This window comes from Vibrio sp. R10-SG-ISO4, assembly GCF_059834135.1.
Genome location: NZ_JCBDHJ010000022.1, coordinates 131,801 through 150,529 on the forward strand (window position 1 = coordinate 131,801; position 18,729 = coordinate 150,529).

At 50.1% G+C, this 18,729-nt stretch carries 18 protein-coding genes; 9 read left to right on the forward strand and 9 right to left on the reverse strand.

What is annotated here, in order from left to right; translation table 11 throughout:
- Positions 1-163: 163 nt before the first annotated feature.
- The 3 genes from groL to AC6R03_RS16540 all read right to left on the reverse strand — a co-directional run bounded on the left by groL (position 164) and on the right by AC6R03_RS16540 (position 3,259).
- Positions 164-1,807, reverse strand: a complete 1,644-nt coding sequence (groL, locus tag AC6R03_RS16530) for a chaperonin GroEL (RefSeq protein ID WP_500627458.1) — start codon at positions 1,805-1,807, stop codon at positions 164-166.
- 72 nt (positions 1,808-1,879) lie between these two features.
- Positions 1,880-2,170, reverse strand: coding sequence for a co-chaperone GroES (locus tag AC6R03_RS16535; RefSeq protein WP_334554749.1), 291 nt, complete (start codon positions 2,168-2,170; stop codon positions 1,880-1,882).
- Positions 2,171-2,368: 198 nt separating this feature from the next.
- Positions 2,369-3,259 (reverse strand): LysR family transcriptional regulator, encoded by an 891-nt coding sequence (locus tag AC6R03_RS16540; RefSeq protein WP_500630585.1) that lies wholly within the window; start codon positions 3,257-3,259, stop codon positions 2,369-2,371.
- A gap of 108 nt (positions 3,260-3,367) precedes the next feature.
- Here AC6R03_RS16540 and AC6R03_RS16545 point away from each other — a divergent pair, with 108 nt between their 5' ends.
- Positions 3,368-3,670: a putative quinol monooxygenase gene (locus tag AC6R03_RS16545; RefSeq protein WP_500630586.1), complete on the forward strand. Its 303-nt coding sequence runs from the start codon at positions 3,368-3,370 to the stop codon at positions 3,668-3,670.
- On the forward strand, positions 3,667-4,644 hold the full coding sequence (locus tag AC6R03_RS16550; RefSeq protein WP_500630587.1) for a Gfo/Idh/MocA family protein: 978 nt from the start codon (positions 3,667-3,669) through the stop codon (positions 4,642-4,644). Before AC6R03_RS16545 ends, AC6R03_RS16550 begins: the two co-directional genes overlap by 4 nt.
- Positions 4,645-4,723: 79 nt before the next feature.
- On the opposite strand, the gene AC6R03_RS16555 is transcribed toward AC6R03_RS16550, so the two are convergent.
- The 4 genes from AC6R03_RS16555 to murB form a co-directional block, all read right to left on the reverse strand.
- Positions 4,724-5,056: a DUF3135 domain-containing protein gene (locus AC6R03_RS16555; RefSeq protein WP_500630588.1), complete on the reverse strand. Its 333-nt coding sequence runs from the start codon at positions 5,054-5,056 to the stop codon at positions 4,724-4,726.
- 169 nt (positions 5,057-5,225) lie between these two features.
- Entirely contained in the window at positions 5,226-5,849 is a 624-nt protein-coding gene (locus AC6R03_RS16560; protein ID WP_500630589.1) for a helix-turn-helix transcriptional regulator, read from the reverse strand.
- Positions 5,846-6,814 carry a bifunctional biotin--[acetyl-CoA-carboxylase] ligase/biotin operon repressor BirA gene (birA, locus tag AC6R03_RS16565; RefSeq protein ID WP_500631354.1) on the reverse strand — a complete coding sequence of 323 codons (969 nt, stop codon included), beginning with the start codon at positions 6,812-6,814 and terminating at the stop codon, positions 5,846-5,848. Before birA ends, AC6R03_RS16560 begins: the two co-directional genes overlap by 4 nt.
- On the reverse strand, positions 6,811-7,938 hold the full coding sequence (gene murB / locus AC6R03_RS16570; protein WP_500631355.1) for a UDP-N-acetylmuramate dehydrogenase: 1,128 nt from the start codon (positions 7,936-7,938) through the stop codon (positions 6,811-6,813). The genes birA and murB overlap by 4 nt, the downstream gene beginning before the upstream one ends.
- Before the next feature lie 244 nt (positions 7,939-8,182).
- Between murB and AC6R03_RS16575 the strand changes: the two genes are divergently transcribed.
- From AC6R03_RS16575 to AC6R03_RS16605, 7 genes are all read left to right on the forward strand, one after another.
- Positions 8,183-8,614 carry a GNAT family N-acetyltransferase gene (locus AC6R03_RS16575; protein WP_500631356.1) on the forward strand — a complete coding sequence of 144 codons (432 nt, stop codon included), beginning with the start codon at positions 8,183-8,185 and terminating at the stop codon, positions 8,612-8,614.
- Between the two features lie 272 nt (positions 8,615-8,886).
- The gene (locus AC6R03_RS16580; protein WP_500631357.1) at positions 8,887-9,294 is read left to right on the forward strand and encodes an HI0074 family nucleotidyltransferase substrate-binding subunit; all 408 of its coding nucleotides are present in this window, start codon (positions 8,887-8,889) and stop codon (positions 9,292-9,294) included.
- A gap of 7 nt (positions 9,295-9,301) precedes the next feature.
- Positions 9,302-9,628 carry a nucleotidyltransferase family protein gene (locus AC6R03_RS16585; protein ID WP_500631358.1) on the forward strand — a complete coding sequence of 109 codons (327 nt, stop codon included), beginning with the start codon at positions 9,302-9,304 and terminating at the stop codon, positions 9,626-9,628.
- A 272-nt stretch (positions 9,629-9,900) separates the two neighbouring features.
- Positions 9,901-11,241, forward strand: coding sequence for a CDP-diacylglycerol--serine O-phosphatidyltransferase (gene pssA, locus AC6R03_RS16590; RefSeq protein ID WP_500631359.1), 1,341 nt, complete (start codon positions 9,901-9,903; stop codon positions 11,239-11,241).
- A 482-nt stretch (positions 11,242-11,723) separates the two neighbouring features.
- On the forward strand, positions 11,724-12,959 hold the full coding sequence (locus tag AC6R03_RS16595; RefSeq protein WP_500631360.1) for a sensor domain-containing diguanylate cyclase: 1,236 nt from the start codon (positions 11,724-11,726) through the stop codon (positions 12,957-12,959).
- A 205-nt stretch (positions 12,960-13,164) separates the two neighbouring features.
- Positions 13,165-14,754 carry a tetratricopeptide repeat protein gene (locus AC6R03_RS16600; protein WP_500631361.1) on the forward strand — a complete coding sequence of 530 codons (1,590 nt, stop codon included), beginning with the start codon at positions 13,165-13,167 and terminating at the stop codon, positions 14,752-14,754.
- A 12-nt stretch (positions 14,755-14,766) separates the two neighbouring features.
- Entirely contained in the window at positions 14,767-15,276 is a 510-nt protein-coding gene (locus tag AC6R03_RS16605; protein WP_500631362.1) for a hypothetical protein, read from the forward strand.
- 112 nt (positions 15,277-15,388) lie between these two features.
- On the opposite strand, the gene AC6R03_RS16610 is transcribed toward AC6R03_RS16605, so the two are convergent.
- Both AC6R03_RS16610 and AC6R03_RS16615 read right to left on the reverse strand, forming a co-directional pair.
- Positions 15,389-17,338 (reverse strand): polysaccharide biosynthesis protein, encoded by a 1,950-nt coding sequence (locus tag AC6R03_RS16610; RefSeq protein WP_500631363.1) that lies wholly within the window; start codon positions 17,336-17,338, stop codon positions 15,389-15,391.
- A 125-nt stretch (positions 17,339-17,463) separates the two neighbouring features.
- A complete protein-coding gene (locus AC6R03_RS16615; protein WP_500631364.1) occupies positions 17,464-18,630 on the reverse strand; it encodes a nucleotide sugar dehydrogenase in 1,167 nt (388 codons plus the stop codon).
- Between the last annotated feature and the right edge of the window lie 99 nt (positions 18,631-18,729).

Sequence of the window (18,729 nt, forward strand, 5' to 3'; positions counted from 1 at the left end):
GGTTCCTATTTCTCGTTAATACCCCATCTAGAAATAAAAGCCGCAGGTTGCAGTGAAAAGACACTCAGTTGACGATTTTGAACAAAAAAAACGGAGGCCGAAGCCTCCGTATGATGCCTCGCTTGGCGCGAGACCTCTCTTTCAACCAGAAGGGTTGGGATGATTACATCATGCCCATGCCACCCATTCCGCCCATGCCGCCCATATCAGGCATTGCTGGTGCCTCTTTTTGTGGTAGGTCGGTGACCATCGCTTCAGTAGTGATCATAAGACCTGCGACAGACGCTGCGAATTGAAGTGCAGAGCGAGTCACTTTCGTTGGGTCTAGGATACCCATCTCAATCATGTCGCCGTATTCGCCAGTTGCCGCGTTGTAACCGTAGTTACCTTCGCCAGCGCGAACGTTGTTCGCTACAACAGACTCTTCATCACCGGCGTTCTTAGTGATTTGACGGATTGGCGCTTCCATCGCGCGAAGTGCCACGCGGATACCGACGTTTTGCTCTTCGTTATCACCTTCAAGGTTTGCCACTTTCGATGCTGCGCGAATAAGAGCAACACCACCACCGGCAACCACACCTTCTTCCACTGCGGCGCGAGTCGCGTGCAGCGCATCTTCAACGCGGTCTTTCTTCTCTTTCATTTCCACTTCTGTCGCTGCGCCCACTTTGATCACAGCCACACCGCCGGCAAGTTTTGCCACGCGCTCTTGAAGTTTTTCTTTGTCGTAGTCTGAGGTTGCGTCTTCGATTTGCTGACGAATCTGCGCCACGCGACCTTGGATCATCTCTTGCTCACCCACACCATCGATGATGGTGGTGTTTTCTTTGGTGATGGTCACGCGCTTCGCTTGACCTAGGTCTTCTAGCGTTACTTTTTCTAGCTCTAGACCGATCTCTTCAGAGATCACTGTACCGCCAGTCAAAATCGCGATGTCTTGCAGCATCGCTTTACGACGATCACCAAAGCCTGGTGCTTTCACAGCCGCCACTTTCACGATACCGCGCATGTTGTTAACAACCAGTGTCGCCAGCGCTTCACCTTCGACATCTTCTGCAATGATAAGCAGAGGACGAGACGCTTTTGCTACCGCTTCTAGCGTTGGAAGAAGCTCGCGGATGTTCGAGACTTTCTTGTCGATCAGAAGAATGAATGGGTTTTCTAGATCAACCGAGCCCGCTTCTTGGTTGTTGATGAAGTAAGGCGATAGGTAGCCGCGGTCAAACTGCATACCTTCTACAACATCGAGCTCATCTTGCAGGGCTTGACCTTCTTCTACAGTGATCACGCCATCACGGCCCACTTTTTCCATCGCTTCAGCAATGATGTTACCTACGGTTGCGTCAGAGTTGGCAGAAATCGTACCGACCTGTGCAATCGCTTTGGTGTCTGAACAAGGCACAGAGAGCGCTTTAAGCTCTTCTACAGCAGCAGTCACGGCTTTGTCGATACCGCGCTTAAGATCCATTGGGTTCATACCCGCTGCTACCGCTTTTAGACCTTCATTAACAATCGCTTGTGCCAGTACGGTCGCGGTAGTGGTACCGTCACCTGCCGCGTCGTTTGCTTGAGACGCCACTTCTTTGACCATTTGTGCGCCCATGTTTTGGAACTTGTCTTCCAATTCAATTTCACGCGCAACAGAAACACCATCTTTCGTGATGGTTGGCGCACCGAACGATTTGTCCAGTACTACGTTGCGGCCTTTAGGGCCCAGCGTCACTTTTACTGCGTCAGCCAGAACGTTCACACCTTCTAGCATTTTAATGCGTGCATCATTACCAAATTTTACGTCTTTAGCAGCCATCTTTATCTTCCTTTCTAAATTCGATTGATTTTGTTAGTTGGGATTCAGAATTGAATTACTCAACGTTTGCTATTACTCAACGATAGCCATGATGTCGTTTTCAGACATGATCAGAACTTCTTTACCGTCGACTTTTTCGGTTCTTGTGCCGTAGCCTTCAGCAAAAATCACCGTATCACCCACTTTAACGTCTAGAGGCTGAACAGAGCCATTTTCTAGAATGCGGCCTTTACCCACAGCGAGTACTACGCCGCGCGTCGATTTTTCTGCCGCAGAACCAGTAAGAACGATGCCACCGGCTGACTTAGATTCAACTTCTTGGCGTTCTACGATAACTCGGTCGTGTAATGGACGAATGTTCATCGGTCGTCTCTCCTGATAATTTCCATTTAGGTTTGATAACGCCCTCAAAGCAGTCGCTCTGAGGCTTTAAAGTCTTGTGCTGACTATTTCAGTCGCGTGCTAACTATATGAGGGATGGTTTGGGTAAACCCAAGGGGGAGAGATGAAAAATTTGTGATCGAGCTTGAAGAAGTGGTGGGTTGCCCACGTTCGGACTTCTCATGGTGATGTTTTGGCGTTTACCGCTGCAACGACAAAATCAACAAAGGTCCGGTTTTTGAGTGACAAATTTTTGGAGCGATACAGCAGGTGTATCGGCTTAGCGTTAGGAACGGCATCTTGCAGGATCTCCATCAACTGGCCGGACTCAATCTCTGGCTCGACCAACAGCTTCGGCTGCAACAGAACACCACATCCTTGGATCGCCGCGAATTTCAATACATCACCATTGTTTGAGGCAAGCCTAATGCGGCTTTGATCAAAGGTACTGGCGGGCAGGTTCAGCACTTGTTGGCTTTCACCTTGGTGATAGTGAAAGCCCAAACAGCAGTGATGTCTGAGATCTTCCAATGATTTAATCCGTCCATGTGCGTTGAGATACGAAGGCGCGGCACAATAGGTCATCGGATAATCGCCTAGCTTTCTTGCAACCAGTGAAGAGTCCACCAGTTCACCTATGCGGATAATAACATCGGCATCCGTTCGAAACGGGTCAATCAGGTTATTGTCGAGCAACATTTCTACATTGATATCAGGATGCTCAGAGAGAAAGTCGGCGACGATCGGCGCCAATACCGTCTTTCCATAGGTGACAGGACAATTCACTTTGACCGTACCACGGGGCCGATTGATCAGCGTATGAATCAAATTTTCGGCGTTGGCGATGTCTTCAATAATCCGATGGCACTCTTGGTAGTAGAGTTTGCCCGCTTCGGTGAGTGACTGTTTTCGGGTGGTGCGATGAATCAATTGTGTCCCTAAACTTTGCTCTAGAAATCGAACATGTTTGCCAATCATGGTAGGAGACAAGTCGAAGTGATGCGCTGCGCTGCGAAAACTGCCCTGTTCAACCACGCAGGCAAAGACTTTCATACTGGTCAGCTTGTCCATTGCGCACCTATAGTTAATAAAGAATAAACTGGCGGAAAGTTTATCAATTAGAACGCGTCAATTAAAGTTGACCTTGAACATCCAAAGCCAACAACACAGAGACCACTCATGAGCCAAACGATTTTTGTCACCGCTGAGCTGAGAATGAATGCTGAACAACCAAGAGCGACGGTTATCCAAGCCATCGAGCAATTTTGCCTTGATATGCAAAGTGAAGCCGGCTGCTTACAAGCAATGGCGACGTACGATGACAACATGCCACAACGAGTGATTTTGTGGGAACGTTATGAGAATCGTGCGGCTATTGAAGCCCATTTCACTATGGCCCATACCCGCGCATTTATCGCTTCGGAGATGACCGAGTTGGTTCAGGCTTTTGAAACACAACAAAATGGAGCGCAAATATCATGAAATGGGGCATTCTTGGAACCAGTTTTATCTCTGGCGTGATGGCAGAAGCCATTAAACAGGATAGTCAAAGTGAGCTGTACGCGGTAGCGGGGCGCTCTGAGAGCAATTTAGCAGCCTTTGCCAAGCAGTACGGGATTGCAAACACATTCACAGATTACGACGCGCTACTGAGTGATGAGCAAGTCGATATTATCTACATTGCCTTGCCGAACCATCTTCACCATGACTTTATTATTAAGGCGGCTCAACAAGGTAAAGCGATTTTGTGTGAGAAATCGCTTTCCATCGATATGGAAAAGACGGAACTGGCGCTACAAGCGGTCAAAGACCATCAGGTGTTTTTCGCCGAAGGCTTGATGTACCTGCATCACCCTTTGATTCAAGAGCTGGTTACCATACTCAAATCCGGTGAGATTGGTGAACTGCGCTCGATTCATACCTCTTACATTGCCTCCATCGGCCAGTTCGTCAATCCAGACAGCAAAGGGGCGATATACAACCTTGGTTGCTACCCAATCTCGTTACTGTACCTGGTTGTGAAAACCCTGCTGGGAGAAGACGCTTTTGCGAATCGTTCTCTCAAGGCCATCAGCCGAAGAGGCGCCGACAACAACATCTGTGAAACGACATTGTTGATGAGTTTTGGCGACCAACACACCGCCACCGTGCACACCGCTGAAGATCATGGTTTGAAGCATCACTTCACAATCCTTGGCAGTAAAGGCTGTATGACCATGGAAACTAACCCCTGGCTTCCCGCTCAAGACAACCGAGTCAGTGTGGAAATCTATGAGACCTCTAAGCGCGACGTGACGGTAACAGCAGAAGGCGACGCGTTCTTGTATCAAGTACGCCAGGTGCGCCGTGCCATAGAAGCCGGACAAAAAGAGCTGCTCAGCCCTTGTGCCAACTGGCAAGACTCCTACAACATTATGCAATTGTTGACGGAATGGGAGAGTCTCGGCGACGCTTGATCCGCCAAGCCCCCCTCTCTCCAAAACGGGTGACTCAAACACCCGCTCTCAGATCGGCGCCGAGTCGACGCAATGTCGCTCAGCGCCACGCATCAAATGGAATGACCTCTGCCTTTTGTTGGGGTTCAAGCAACGTGTCGGTGTCGAGCGCTTGCTGGAATTTGGTCATTTGCGTAACGAGCTCACGCATGAGGACAACATTGGTGTGATTAGGGTTTTTACAGCGGCTGACCACTCGATCTATATGACTTTGCTGCGCCCAGAGCCTAGCTTGCATTGGCTCAGACGCCGCGCTGATCATTTCCTCGCAGATCTCTTTTTTGAGAGCGACAAACGCATCGGGATTCTTTTGCGCCAATTCGACCAGTTCATCGAACGGCGGCAGTTGCTGAAAAAGCGGTGAAGTGTCCATGTGCGCCTCCTTGCCTCACCCATCAAACGTTAAGAATAGGTTAAAAAGTCAGCGATAAAAAGAGGGGGAAGGGGGGAGTCTCAGTTGTGGGACAGTTCCTAGTTTCTAGTGCCTAGTTCCTAGAAAAACCCATTCAAGCTTCGCTTGAGTCCCCTCTAGGAACTAGGCACTAGGAACTCGCCTCTACAACCCTATACCTACACCGTCTCTCCCCCCGCACAATATGCTCCGTCCTCTCAATATGACACTCTGGGCCGAGCAGTTGGCGGAAGATGTTCAACTCTGATTGGCATAAACTCGGGCAATGGGTCGCGGCGCGGCAGATGGGGCAATGGTTTTCGGTGAACAGATAGCCGCCGTCGCAGGCTTCGAACTCGGCCATGTAGCCTTCTTGTTCGCGGATCTCGACTAGGGCTTTGAGCTTGGCTTCTAGCGTCTCGCAGCCGTGCATACGCGCTTGATAGTGCGCCAAGGTTTGGCTTTCGCGATCGAGGGTCACTTTTTCTACCCCTTCGAGGCCATACAGACGCTCTACCGCGTCGATGACTTGAATCGTCAGCTCTCCATGACGATCGGCAAAATGGCGATGACCTTTCGCCGTTAAAGACCAGTGGCGTGTCGGCCGACCCACTTTGACGCGGATATCTTCAATCGCCAGCAAGTTGTCGTCTTCCAACGCTTGCAAATGCTGACGCGCGCCCATGGTCGTCATATCCAGCAGATCGGCAATCTGCTTGGCGGTCACGCGGCCTTCGCGTTTGATGATGTGGAGTATTCGCTCGCCCGTTTTCATGCGCCCCTCAGACTCACTTCCCCGCCCACATACTCTTCTACCCCTTGCTCTGTCTCAATCAACACCGCGCCTTGCGCGTTGATGCCCCTTGCAATGCCAACCACCTCTCTTGGCCCCATAATGAGTTTTATAGGACGACCGAGAAAGTTATCCAACCGGTTCCAACGCTCGACAAAGCCGTGCATCCCTTGCAGTTCATAATCAGACAGCGCGCGGTGCAGGGTTTTAATTAAGGTGATCGCCAGTTGATTGCGATCGACGCTTTCCCCGGTCACCTCAAAGAGGGAGGTCCAAGGCTGGGTAATGGCCGAGGTGGAGCGCTCGTTGCTCGCGGCCATTTGCAGGTTCATGCCCATGCCAATCACAAGGTTAGCAGCGCCGCCCGCTTGACCGGACATTTCGACCAAGATCCCAGCGAGTTTTTTGTCTTGGTAATAGAGATCGTTGGGCCATTTGAGCTTCACACCGTCAATCCCGAGGGCTTCCAGCGCTTCGACAATCGCTACACCGACCACTAAGCTCAGCCCCATAGCGGCGGCCATGCCAGCATCGAGACGCCAAAACATCGAAAGATAAAGGTTAGAGCCAAACGGTGAGATCCATTCTCGGCCGCGTCGGCCACGCCCTTTGGCTTGATATTCTGCTAAGCAGACCGCGCCTGACGTTAGGCTGTCCGCTTGATTGAGAAGATGTTGATTGGTCGAGTCAATAATTGGGATCAGCTCAAGTGGCGTCGCCACGCCGGCTTTGAGCACGGCTTCATCGAGCAACTGCATCGGTTTGGCCAACTGGTAACCTTTGCCCTGGACACGAAAGATGTCGACGCCCCACTCTTGAATGCCTTTAATGTGTTTACTGACTGCCGCACGTGAGATGCCCAGCTGTTCACCGAGCGCCTCACCCGAGTGGAATTGACCGTCACTGAGCTGGCTCAAGAGCGTGAGTTTGGTGTGGTGCTCTTTCATCGCGTTACTCCTTGCGTATTAGCTGTTCCCTGCGTACTAATAGACGACTTCGCCACGCTGACTCGCCCCTCTTCCAGTAGCGTTTCAAGGCGCGTCTCGCCTTGTGGCCCCATAAAGCGCACTTCGTGCTCGAGCGTGACACCAAAGGTTTCTTGTACTTTGGCGCGCACAGTCGCGGCAAGTTCCAGCACATCTTCAGCACTCGCGTCACCGGTATTCACTATCACCAAGGCTTGATTCGGGTGCACTTGCGCCCCGCCAATGCGATGCCCTTTTAGCCCACATTGGTCAATCAGCCATCCGGCGGCGAGCTTCATCGCGCCTTCACCTTTATCACCAGCGGGATAGGCCACCAGCGTTGGAAACGCATCGCTTAACCTTTCATAGTCTGATTTGCTCACGACGGGGTTTTTGAAAAAACTGCCTGCGTTACCTTGCACGCGCGGATCGGGCAGCTTTTCTTGTCTAACGCGGCACACGGTATCAAAAATCTCTTGGGCGGTGACACTTTCACGCGCAAAGCCTTGCAGCGGGCCATAAGCAATATTGGGCTGCCACGCTTTGGCGAGCTTTAAGCCAAGCGCCACAATCACCACTTTTTGGTATAAATCGCGTTTGAAAATCGAATCACGATAACCGAACTGGCACGCTTGCGCGTGCATTCGGCGTACTTCAAAGCTCTCCAGACAGAGCACATCCACGTATTCGCACACATCTTGTAGCTCCACGCCGTAAGCGCCAATGTTTTGAATCGGCGCACTGCCGGCACAGCCCGGAATCAAGGCCAGGTTTTCCAACCCATCGTAGCCAGACTCTACGCACCACTTCACTAGTGCTGGCCAGTCTTCCCCCGCCTCAATATGCAAATGCCAATGCGTGTCGCTCTCTTGCACGGTTTTGCCGAGCAAATGATTGATGATCACCACACCTTGATACGGCGCGGTAAACAGCATATTGCTGCCCTTACCCAGCATCAGCTTAGGCAACGTCGCATAATCACGGTTTTGATACACGTCGATAATATCCTGCTGCGTGTGGGCTTCAATCAGCACCTCACAGGTTTGCGCGATGGCAAAGGTATGGTGGCAAGCGAGGTCGGCGTGGGTTTGAATGGTTTCAGGCATGGGTGTCAGCATGGATAAGGTTGGGTGGTTGACAGGTGTTGATATTCTACTCGATGGGAATGAGAGTTCCTAGTTTCTAGTGCCTAGTTCCTAGAAGGGGGGGCATAGTTCCTAGTCTCTAGTTCCTAGAGGTGGTGGGTGGTGGGTGGTGGGTGGTGGGTGGTGGGTGGTGGGTGGTGGGTGGTGGGTGGTGGGTGGTGGGTGGTATTATGGAGAGAGGTAGATGGATGGCAAGGAGTTTGGGGTGTTTTCAAAGATTGTTGAGGTTGAGGCGATGAAGCTGCCGCTGGTGAACCGCTTGTATAAAGCGCACTATCCGGCGGGTAAAGCGAAGAGTGATGAGTTAGTGATTGCGGGCTATATCGGCACCGAAATCGCGGCGGTGGTACGCTTTCGAAGCCTTGCTGAATATCGCTTATTAACCGGCATGCTTGTGGTGCCGAGCCAGCGAGGCCAAGGGCTGGGTCACGAGCTGCTTGAGTATTGCCAGAAGCACATCCTCGGCCCACACGACTACTGCTTTGCCTACCCTCACCTCGAAGCCTTTTACGCCCAACATGGCTTTACCACGCTCGACAAAAGCGCACTGCCAAATGATGTGAAGAATCTGTTTGAGCGCTATGTGCGCGGTAAACCACAGTTAGTGGCGATGGGGAATTTAGAGGCGAGTTCCTAGATCCTAGTTCCTAGTGCCTAGAGGGGGAATGGAGAGACACAAATAAGATCCTAGGTCATAGTGCCTAGAAGGGAGTGGAGAGACACGAAACAAGATCTTAGTACCTATTGCCCAGCAGCAAACATTTGAGCATAAAACACCCCCAAAACCACTAGCCCCCACCCTCTAGGAACTAGGAACTAGCCACTAGGAACTCCCCCCACTAGGAACTTCCCCCCAAACACAGTAAAGTAACCATTAAAGCGAGACCCATCCTGCCCAGGTGAACAACGATGAACTCAAATCCAGACCGTTGGAAGCAACGTTTACAAAATTTGAGTAAAGTGCAACAAAGGCTCAAAAGAGCCTGCGCGCAAGAGAGTTACAACGAACTGGAACTGGCGGGTTTAGTGCAAACGTTTGAGTTTTCCTTCGAGCTAACGTGGAAAACGTTAAAAGACTTGCTTGAATTCGAGGGCTTTGATGTCGCCTCTCCGCGCAGTGTCTTTCGAACCGCGCTGGAAGCGAAGCACCTCTCCTCTGAGCAGTGCGAAACACTATTGGAGGCGTTGATTAAACGCAACCTGCTGTCGCATACCTATGACGAAGCCAACGTACTCGAAGCTCAAAAGCTCATTTTGGAGTCGTTTGCGCCGGTGATAGAACAAGTCACCCACTATTTGCAGGCTAAGCACGGTTAACCCGCCTATGCTCACACCAAACGTCGACACCTGCGCTGCAACGATGGGTCTAAAACCCCATCAATACCAATTAATCGAAGAGATTGTCCTTGCGCACCCACTCGTCGAGCACGCTTGGGTGTTTGGCTCAAGGGCGCTAGGCACCTTTAAAGACAGCTCCGACATCGTTCTCGCTCTAGAGGGTCCGCATCTTTCGATGAGTACCATCGCCCAAATTCAAGACCAATTCGAGCAATCAACGCTCCCCTACAACGTCGATGTGATAATCACACACACTGTCACCTCAGAGGACTTACTCGCTCATATTCAACGTCACGGTATTCAGTTGAAGTGAGGGAGAGAGAAAATAAGGTCCTAGTTCCTAGTGCCTAGAGGGGAATGGAGAGACACAAAACAAGATCTCAGTACCCACGGCCTAGCAGCAAACGTTTAAGCATAAAACACCCCCAAAAACCACTAGCCCCACCCTCTAGGAACTAGGCACTAGAAACTAGGAACTCCCCCACACACACAAAAATACACTTTCGTCTTGACGCAAACCTATCAACCATCACCGATTTCTTGCTAAACTCCCTGTCCACTTTAAATAAAGGTAACGCCGTCACCATGATGACCAATCGTAATTTGTTTGAGCAACTGCCTGCTCTGGCTCAGGATCCAGCTCAGTTTGAAACGCTGTTTTCCGCGGCCGATTTTCGAACTCGCTTAATTGAAGCGATTCGTCAGGCAAGCAAGCGAATCTATCTGGTTGCGCTCTACTTGGAAGACGATGAGGCCGGCCGAGCGATCCTCACCGAGCTCTATGAAGCCAAGCAGCGTAACCCGGGTCTCGATGTGAAAGTGTGCGTCGACTGGCACCGCGCGCAGCGTGGGTTGATTGGCGCAGAGCCAGGCGAAACCAACGCCGCGATGTACAAGCGCTTTGCTGAGCAATATACCCATCGCGTGCCTGTGTACGGCATTCCGGTGCGTGGGCGTGAAGTGTTTGGTGTACTGCACCTCAAAGGTTTTGTGATTGATGATCAAGTCATCTACAGCGGCGCCAGCTTAAACAACATCTACCTGCATTATAAAGAGCGCTATCGCTTTGACCGCTACCATGTATTGGCGAACCCAGCGCTCGCCGATAGTATGGCCGAGTTTATTGATGAAGCGATGGTGGCGCACCCGGCCGTGAACGATCTCGCGTGCCCAAGCAAGCCGGAAACCGCGCAGATCAAAGCGCAAATTCGCCAATTGCGCGCGCAACTGGCCAAAGCCAGTTACCCGTTTGAGCCGCAAAGCATTGGCGCGCATCAAGTGGCGGTGACGCCGATTGTCGGCGTGGGGAAAAAGCGCAACAAGCTCAACCAAAGCATCAACCATTTACTGGCGATGGCCAAAGATGAGATTTTCATCTGCACGCCCTACTTCAACTTCCCGCGCAGCGTCGCGAAAGAGGTAAAAAAAGCCATCCGTCGCGGCGTAAAAGTCACCATTGTGGTGGGTGATAAGACCGCCAACGACTTTTACATCTCCCCGGAGCAAGAGTTCAAAACCATCGGCGGCCTGCCTTATCTTTACGAGCGCAACTTGCGCGCGTTTGCCAAAGCCAATGAAGCCAATATTGCCGCTAGAAAGCTCTCTCTGAGATTATGGAAGCATGATGAAAATAGCTTCCACCTCAAAGGCATTTGGGTCGATAAGCGCTACATGCTGATCACAGGCAACAACCTCAACCCGCGTGCGTGGAGCTTGGATCTCGAAAACGCGCTGCTCATCAGAGATGACTACCATCACCTCACCCCGCAGTTCGAGCAGGAGGTAGAGAACATCCTCAAGCACACGCAGTTAATCTGCACTTATAAGCAAGTGGAGAAATTTGAAGACTACCCGCTGCCGGTGAAAAAGCTGATGCGTAAGATCACCCGCGTAAGAGCGGATAGAGTCTTAAAACGCATTTTGTGATGGCTTATCCATATCCATCGTGACACACGATATCTCTTTCGAATAGTAGCCAACGGCCCGCGCTAGCTGGGCGTGATACCCCCTATCTGAGCGTAAAAAAAAAGCCAAGTCAAAGACTTGGCTTCATACAAATAAGATACTCATGTATGTTAAACGTCATTTTTAAGGACATAGAGAGCCTTAAAAGATGGCAGCGTTTGGTACACGCCAACTATCCATAAGTGCTATGAATAACTACCATCGGGCTGCGATTATAGGTGCATATGAACTCATGTCAATAACATCGGCGTTTAGTCAGCCACTCCCCCCCAACCTGACACGTCAATCGTTCACTCTTTGACCGCTCAATTCAGGTTCGCTTTGGCGCCATCGTGTTATTCGGATGACAAAACAACGTGATGACAATTGTGGATTCGTTTTTCTTCCGATCGTAATATGCGTATTCGATTGCACATGTGTGCAAAATAAGTACGAGGACAGCCATGCCAAAGTTAACCATTGATACCCAGTATGGCATCATCATTATCCAAAACTTAGAGACCGTATTCGTCAATGAATACTACGCGCACCTGTATGGCTACTCTAGCGCCTCTGAACTCCTCAACTCGATAGACTCGTTTCTTGACTTGATTGATCCGTCCTACCATCCCCAAGCGATCGACAACTATCATCAAACACTCAAAGGTGACGTTCTTCCCCGCGGGAGAACCTTTCGTAATCGCGATCGACACGGTCGAGAGTTCTCCGTGTTTGCCATCGATCATGTGATTGAGTGGAACGGAGAACCGGCTTTACAAGTCACGGTTATCGATCTCTCAGCGCAAGAACGAGCCCAACAGCAACTTCACGAAAATGAGCGAAAATTCAAGCAGCTGATCATTAAGTCTGGGCAGGGCATTTGCGTCCACCGCAATTTTAACCCCATCTTTGTCAATCAAGCTTGGGTTGACTTGATGCGCGCGCCGTCCATCGATGCCGTGCTCCGTGATGTCAACTTACTCTCCTTCCTACCCGAGGAGGAACACGCTAACGCTCAGGTACGTTATCAATCACTCATTAGTGGCCGTTTATCCGGGGCCAAGACGGTTGTGAAAAATCGATGTTTTGATGGCGAGATTCGTTACTTTCGCGTCTACGACAACTTGATTGAATGGGATGGAGAGCCAGCGGTTCAAGCCGTCATCGAGGATGTCACCGATCGAATTACACTTGAAGCCAAGTTAAGACAGCTGTCGGTGACCGATCCACTGACCGATATCTATAACCGCAGGGAACTCGATCGTGTGCTTAACCAAGAGTTTCAAAGAGGGCAACGGTATGGCCATCCATTTGCGGTTATCCTTATCGACATCGATCACTTCAAGGTCATCAATGATACGTATGGCCATGATGTGGGTGACAACACATTGCGCGCCATTGCCAACACACTTCGTGACACCCTGCGCCAAACTGACGTGTTAGGCCGTTGGGGTGGAGAGGAGTTTTTAATTGTTTGTCCGTCCACGGACCTTACCGGTGCCTCACACCTCGCCAACACCTTGAGAGCACGCATTGCGAATCTGGCACTAGACGATGCGAAGCCCGTTACCATCAGCATCGGCGTCGCCAGTCTAGGCACTGACGAAACACAAGTCTCCGACGTTCTGAAAAGAGCTGATCATGCGCTCTATGACGCAAAACGTAACGGACGAAACCGAGTAAAGGTGAACCGCCCGTAATACGAGAAACAAGCAATCCAACACTGCTCACTCAATAGTACTCATTCGTTAGCGAATCAACAGCCCTAGTAAAAAAGTGACAAACCGCCGCTTTTCCCCCTCAACCCCGGCTTCAAGACACACAACTCATTGAAAACAAACGATGCATTTTGTAGCATAATTAAGATATTGTTACTATTTTTTACAGTACTTAAGGTTAGGGATAATGCTAAAGAACAAGTGGTTGGTGAGTACTTTCGTTGCATTGATGGTATCAGGCTGCGCTGCAACGTATGAATCGGCAGAAAAGGCGTATCAAGAGGGCGAGCACGAGAAAGCTCGAGATACATGGCAAACATTGGCTTTAGACGGCGACGCTCAATCCATGTACCGTCTTTTTACTTCAACCAATCGCCCCTCGAGTCAAGATATCGAGTGGCTGAAAAAAGCCGCAGATTCAGGATTAGCCATGGCGCAATACGACTATGGTATGTATCTGCTGGCACAAGAAAGGTTTAAAGAATCGCTCTCTTACCTCACCCAAGCGTCACAAAACCAAGTTGAGCAAGCGACAAAAGTGCTGGCCGACAACAACGATCTATTCCCGCTCTGGCTTAAGGCAGAAACACACGATCAACAAGCGATAAAACAACTGGGGGATTGGTATTGGCGCCAAGAGGACTACACACAATCGCTGAAATGGTACGAACGCTGTGTGGAGAGCCACTCATATTGTTCATTCTTTATCGGATTAGCGTATGACTTAGGAAATGGCGTTACCCAAAACTATGCAACGGCTTTGCAATGGTATTCCAAAGCTGCCGAAAGTAACAATCGAGATGCGGCAAGAAACTTAGCTTGGCTCTATGAAGAGGGTCAAGGCACTCAGATCAACGAAGAAAAAGCCTTCTATTGGATGTCGAAAGCGGCCTCATCCGGCTCCACCACTTCCATCTCTAGCCTAGGCCGATATTATTTGTACGGCATCGGTACAGCCAAAGACACGCAAAAAGCGTTTGAGTTACTGTCTCAAGTCGCTAAGGCTAACAAATATGCATCATTTAACTTGGCCAAAATGTACTACTTTGGCGATGGCATTAAAAAAGACTACCACCAATCATACGACTATTTCTTGAACGCCAGCAAACAAGGCCATGCGTGGTCTGACTACTATATTGCGAACCACTACTACTTGGGCTACGGGAGAGAAAAAAATCACCAAAAAGCCTACCAATGGTTTGAAAAAGCCGCCGAGCAAGACATTCACGATGCGCAATTCCGACTAGGCTGGATGCTCAGCAATGGAGAAGGCGTCTCTATGGATATACGTCAAGCGTTCAAATGGTATAAAAAGGCGGCGGAGCAAGGGAACCTCTCGGCACAGAATAACCTTGGCGTGATGTATGCTGAAGGGAAAGGGACAGAAAAAGACGACGCTCAAGCCTTCATGTGGTACGAAAAAGCGGCTAAACGCGGTGATGAAGTGGCTCAGTACAACCTTGCAGGAAGATATGAAAACGGACGAGGTGTCCGAAAAAACAATGAATTGGCGGCCTTCTGGTACGCTAAGTCTACTCAGAAAAACTATAAAAAAGCGCAATCCCAATTATCAGCGATTCTCAACAAGCTAAGAACCAAAACCGTTCAAGTGGAGACCACGTCGGTTTACAAAGCGACCGATTTTGACAGCGAAGCTTTGCTGAGTGTGTCACGCGGAGATCGCGCCTATGTGCTATCGACTGGCAGTCAATGGACCGAGGTTTACTTGCCTAAAAACCATACCATTGGCTATCTCAACAATACCCACCTTTACTAAAATGGACTGACAATGAAAAAATATCTCTTCGCACTCTTATTTTTCTGCCAATCGGCAATGGCCAACCCGACGGTATTTGGCTTAACCATTGGCGAAACCACCGTGGACGATCTAAAACGTCAATACAGGGTGACTCATCAAGGCGTCAATAAATACAGCCAAGGTGATATGTATCAAATCTCACAGAGCCAAATCCAGTTTGAAGACATTAGCGATGTGACCACCATCTTTAACCGATCAGGCACACTGGTTGGCGTGTTGACGGAGCTGCCTAAAAATAAGTTCGATTACTTAAATGGCGTGCTCGCACAAAAGTATCGGCTTATCAATCAGAAAATTCCGTTTGTGGGCAATAAGTCTGCCACCTACCAAGATGGAGAGACGGAAATCACGTTAAACGCGCCACATATGAGCTTTCAGCTATCGATGAATTACATTCATTCGGATTTGATGTCGGCCTTTAATCAGCAATCGGAAAAAGAGAAGCAACAAAAGCAGCAGCAAGAAAGCTCTATGCTGTAATTGAAAGGCGACGGGTACCACTCACGCTATAAACAACAAAGCCACTGAACGCATCAGTGGCTTTGTTTTTATCAACGTTGTGAATTCAAATGTGACTAGAGGGCCTCACCGCTTATCCGCGCATCAACTCCACAACGGCCGATTCTGTTTCGTCCATCGTTTTGAGGTTTTTCCACACCAAGTCACCAATGCCATCGGTTGGGTTGAACCCTGTTGGCGCCTCAAGCAACAGTTCACGAATACGCTCATGTGCAAGCGAATGACAGGCCAAATCCAATTGGTTGAGCAGGGATTGATACTCATCGAGAGGTAAGAAGACTTCTTGCGCCGTCATGATACGCTCATGCGCCGTTTGTTTGACGTTGTCGCCAATCAATAGCTCTTCGTAGAGCTTTTCCCCAGGGCGCAAGCCTGAGAAATGAATGTCGATGTCGCCATGCGGGTTCTCTCTGGATTTGACCTCTAAGCCAGATAAGTGAATCAGGTTCTGTGCCAAATCGGTAATCTTCACCGACTCGCCCATATCCAGCACAAACACATCGCCGCCTTTGCCCATTGCGCCCGCTTGGATCACCAACTGCGCCGCTTCTGGGATGGTCATAAAGTAACGGGTGATGTCTGGGTGGGTGACCGTGACCGGGCCGCCTGCGGCAATCTGCTTTTTAAACAGCGGAATCACAGAGCCCGATGAGCCCAGTACGTTACCAAAGCGCACCATACAAAAACGCGTGCCATTGGTTTTGGCATTTTCTTGCTCGGCCAGAGCTTGTAAACCAAGCTCTGCCATTCGTTTGGTGGTGCCCATGACGTTGGTCGGGCGCACCGCTTTATCGGTTGAGATCAACACAAAGGATTCAACGCCCGCGTCAATGGCCGCACACGCGGTATAGAAGGTGCCGTAGACATTATTGCGCACCCCTTCAATGACGTTGTACTCCACTAAGGGGACATGTTTGTAGGCCGCAGCGTGGTAGACGGTTTGCACCTTAAACGACTTCATCGCGGTTTCTAAACGGTGCTGGCGCTGCACTGAACCGAGCAGTGGAATGATCTCACAGGTGAGGCCTTTGTCTGCTTTGAGTTGGTTCAGTTCGCGGTCAATTTGGTACAAGCCAAATTCAGACAACTCAAACAACACGATTGCTTGTGGCTGCTGCATGACGATTTGTCGGCACAGCTCAGAGCCAATCGAGCCGCCAGCGCCGGTGACCATCACAACTTTATCTTTGATATTGGCTTCAAGCAGCACTTGCTGTGGCTCAACCGGATCGCGCCCAAGCAAATCTTCGATAGGCACATCTTTGAGCTCATCGATTTTGGCTTTGCCGGAGACGATGTCCGTCATGTCTGGCACAGTGAGCACTTCCACCGGCAGCTTGGCTAACTTGTCCAAAATCGCCTTACGGCGCGAGCGCTTGGCGCTAGGTACCGCCAACAGTACTTGAGAGATGTCGTATTTGTTGATGAGCGGCATCACATCACTGATCGCCAGCACCGGCAAACCTAAAATCACAGTATTAGTGAGGGTTTCATCGCCATCAATAAACGCGCGTACGCGGTACTCCCCTGAACTTCGCAATGCCATCGCCAATTGGCGCCCGCCCGAGCCGGCACCGTAAATCACCACCTCACGACATTTGCGTTGAACGCTCTGCGCTACCAACGAGCGTACCACTACGCGCGGGCCACCACAAAACAACGCCAAGAACGCGCCGTAAATGATCGGTACAGTGCGTGGCACTTGTTCTGTCATGTAAAAGCTTAATGCGGACAGCAGCAACGCCGAAAGGAATGCCCCGGCCGTGACCACAAACAACGCCTGAAAAGTGAGGTAACGCAGCACCGCCCGATACAGCCCTAAGCGCGCAAACACCGCCACCGTCACGACCGTCACGGCTGCCAATACCCCCCACACAGGAGGGTGAGAAAGATAATCATCATCCCCCAGCCTCACCAGTAACGCGAGGTGAAAGGCGAAGAAAATTAAAAGCACATCCACCAATACGCTAACAATGCGTTTGTTGGTGCGGGAAAGTTGCCAAAGAAACTGAAGTCGCTGCATAGTGAGTGTAGTTTTATTAGTGGGTGAACTTTTTTATTAGAGAACTAGGTTCATATTATAGAGAAAAAGAGAGCAAGTCACGCGAGCTATCTCGCCCCTTGGTTGCACAAGGGGCGAGATAGCGATTAGTCACTGCCGAACAGGTCGCGGGTATAGACTTTTTCTTCCACATCTCGGATTTCATCGACCATACGGTTAGAGACGATCACATCGCAAGTGGCTTTGAACTCTTCTAAGTCTCGCATTACCTTGGAGTGGAAAAATTCCTCTTCCTCTAGCACTGGCTCATAGACCACCACTTCGACCCCCTTGGCTTTAATGCGCTTCATCACCCCTTGAATACTGGATGCGCGGAAGTTGTCTGAGCCGGATTTCATGATCAAGCGGTAAATGCCCACGCGTTTAGGCTTGCGGCTTAAAATCGACTCAGCGATAAAGTCTTTGCGGGTGCGGTTGGCCTCAACAATCGCACCAATGATCTCATTAGGCACATCTTGGTAGTTGGCGCGCAGTTGCTTGGTGTCTTTAGGTAGGCAGTAACCGCCGTAACCAAACGAAGGGTTGTTGTAGTGATTACCGATGCGCGGGTCTAAACCCACCCCCTCTATGATTTGGCGTGCATTGAGGCCGTGGGTTTCTGCGTAGGTATCTAACTCATTAAAATAGGCCACACGCAAGGCAAGATAGGTGTTGGAAAAGAGCTTGACCGCTTCCGCTTCGGTGGAATCGGTAAACAGGACTGGTACGTCTTTCTTCTCTGCCCCTTCAAGCAACAGCTGCGCAAAGACGCGCGCTCTTTCTGATTGCTCACCGACAATGATTCGAGAGGGGTGCAAGTTGTCATACAGTGCGCGGCCTTCACGCAGAAACTCTGGGGAGAAGATCAAGTTCTCACAGCCTAGCTCTTGTGAGATTCGCGCCGTGTAACCAACAGGGACTGTCGATTTGATCACCATAACAGCACTTGGATTGATCGCCATGACATCTTTAATGACCGCTTCGACTGACTGGGTGTTGAAGTAGTTGGTTTGCGGGTCATAGTCTGTCGGGGTGGCAATCACCACATAGTCGGCCTCTTTGTAAGCCAGCTGTTTGTCTAACGTTGCCGTGAAATTGAGATCTTTATCGGCCAAGAAGTCTGATATTTCAGTATCCACAATCGGCGATTGCTTGTTATTAAGCAGTGTGACTTTTTCTTCAATAATGTCAACGGCCACAACTTCGTGATTTTGGGCCAACAACATGGCGTTTGACAAACCAACGTAACCGGTACCAGCGATAGCAATTTTCATATTTTTGATTCTTCTAATACATGTAAAACGAATGGCAAACGATGCCAAAAATAAGGAATTGGAGTGCCCGACCGAACATTAAACACCCGAGGCACATCT

Bases quoted from the DNA above. Each gene is read 5' to 3' on its own strand.
- AC6R03_RS16545 (WP_500630586.1), top strand. From the start codon at position 3,368: ATGAGCCAAACGATTTTTGTCACCGCTGAGCTGAGAATGAATGCTGAA.
- AC6R03_RS16605 (WP_500631362.1), top strand. From the start codon at position 14,767: ATGAAAAAATATCTCTTCGCACTCTTATTTTTCTGCCAATCGGCAATG.
- AC6R03_RS16610 (WP_500631363.1), bottom strand. From the start codon at position 17,338: ATGCAGCGACTTCAGTTTCTTTGGCAACTTTCCCGCACCAACAAACGC.
- AC6R03_RS16535 (WP_334554749.1), bottom strand. From the start codon at position 2,170: ATGAACATTCGTCCATTACACGACCGAGTTATCGTAGAACGCCAAGAA.
- AC6R03_RS16600 (WP_500631361.1), top strand. From the start codon at position 13,165: ATGCTAAAGAACAAGTGGTTGGTGAGTACTTTCGTTGCATTGATGGTA.
- AC6R03_RS16585 (WP_500631358.1), top strand. From the start codon at position 9,302: ATGCTCACACCAAACGTCGACACCTGCGCTGCAACGATGGGTCTAAAA.
- AC6R03_RS16540 (WP_500630585.1), bottom strand. From the start codon at position 3,259: ATGGACAAGCTGACCAGTATGAAAGTCTTTGCCTGCGTGGTTGAACAG.
- murB (WP_500631355.1), bottom strand. From the start codon at position 7,938: ATGCCTGAAACCATTCAAACCCACGCCGACCTCGCTTGCCACCATACC.
- AC6R03_RS16555 (WP_500630588.1), bottom strand. From the start codon at position 5,056: ATGGACACTTCACCGCTTTTTCAGCAACTGCCGCCGTTCGATGAACTG.
- AC6R03_RS16615 (WP_500631364.1), bottom strand. From the start codon at position 18,630: ATGAAAATTGCTATCGCTGGTACCGGTTACGTTGGTTTGTCAAACGCC.
- AC6R03_RS16580 (WP_500631357.1), top strand. From the start codon at position 8,887: ATGAACTCAAATCCAGACCGTTGGAAGCAACGTTTACAAAATTTGAGT.
- birA (WP_500631354.1), bottom strand. From the start codon at position 6,814: ATGAAAGAGCACCACACCAAACTCACGCTCTTGAGCCAGCTCAGTGAC.
- groL (WP_500627458.1), bottom strand. From the start codon at position 1,807: ATGGCTGCTAAAGACGTAAAATTTGGTAATGATGCACGCATTAAAATG.
- AC6R03_RS16595 (WP_500631360.1), top strand. From the start codon at position 11,724: ATGCCAAAGTTAACCATTGATACCCAGTATGGCATCATCATTATCCAA.
- pssA (WP_500631359.1), top strand. From the start codon at position 9,901: ATGATGACCAATCGTAATTTGTTTGAGCAACTGCCTGCTCTGGCTCAG.
- AC6R03_RS16550 (WP_500630587.1), top strand. From the start codon at position 3,667: ATGAAATGGGGCATTCTTGGAACCAGTTTTATCTCTGGCGTGATGGCA.
- AC6R03_RS16560 (WP_500630589.1), bottom strand. From the start codon at position 5,849: ATGAAAACGGGCGAGCGAATACTCCACATCATCAAACGCGAAGGCCGC.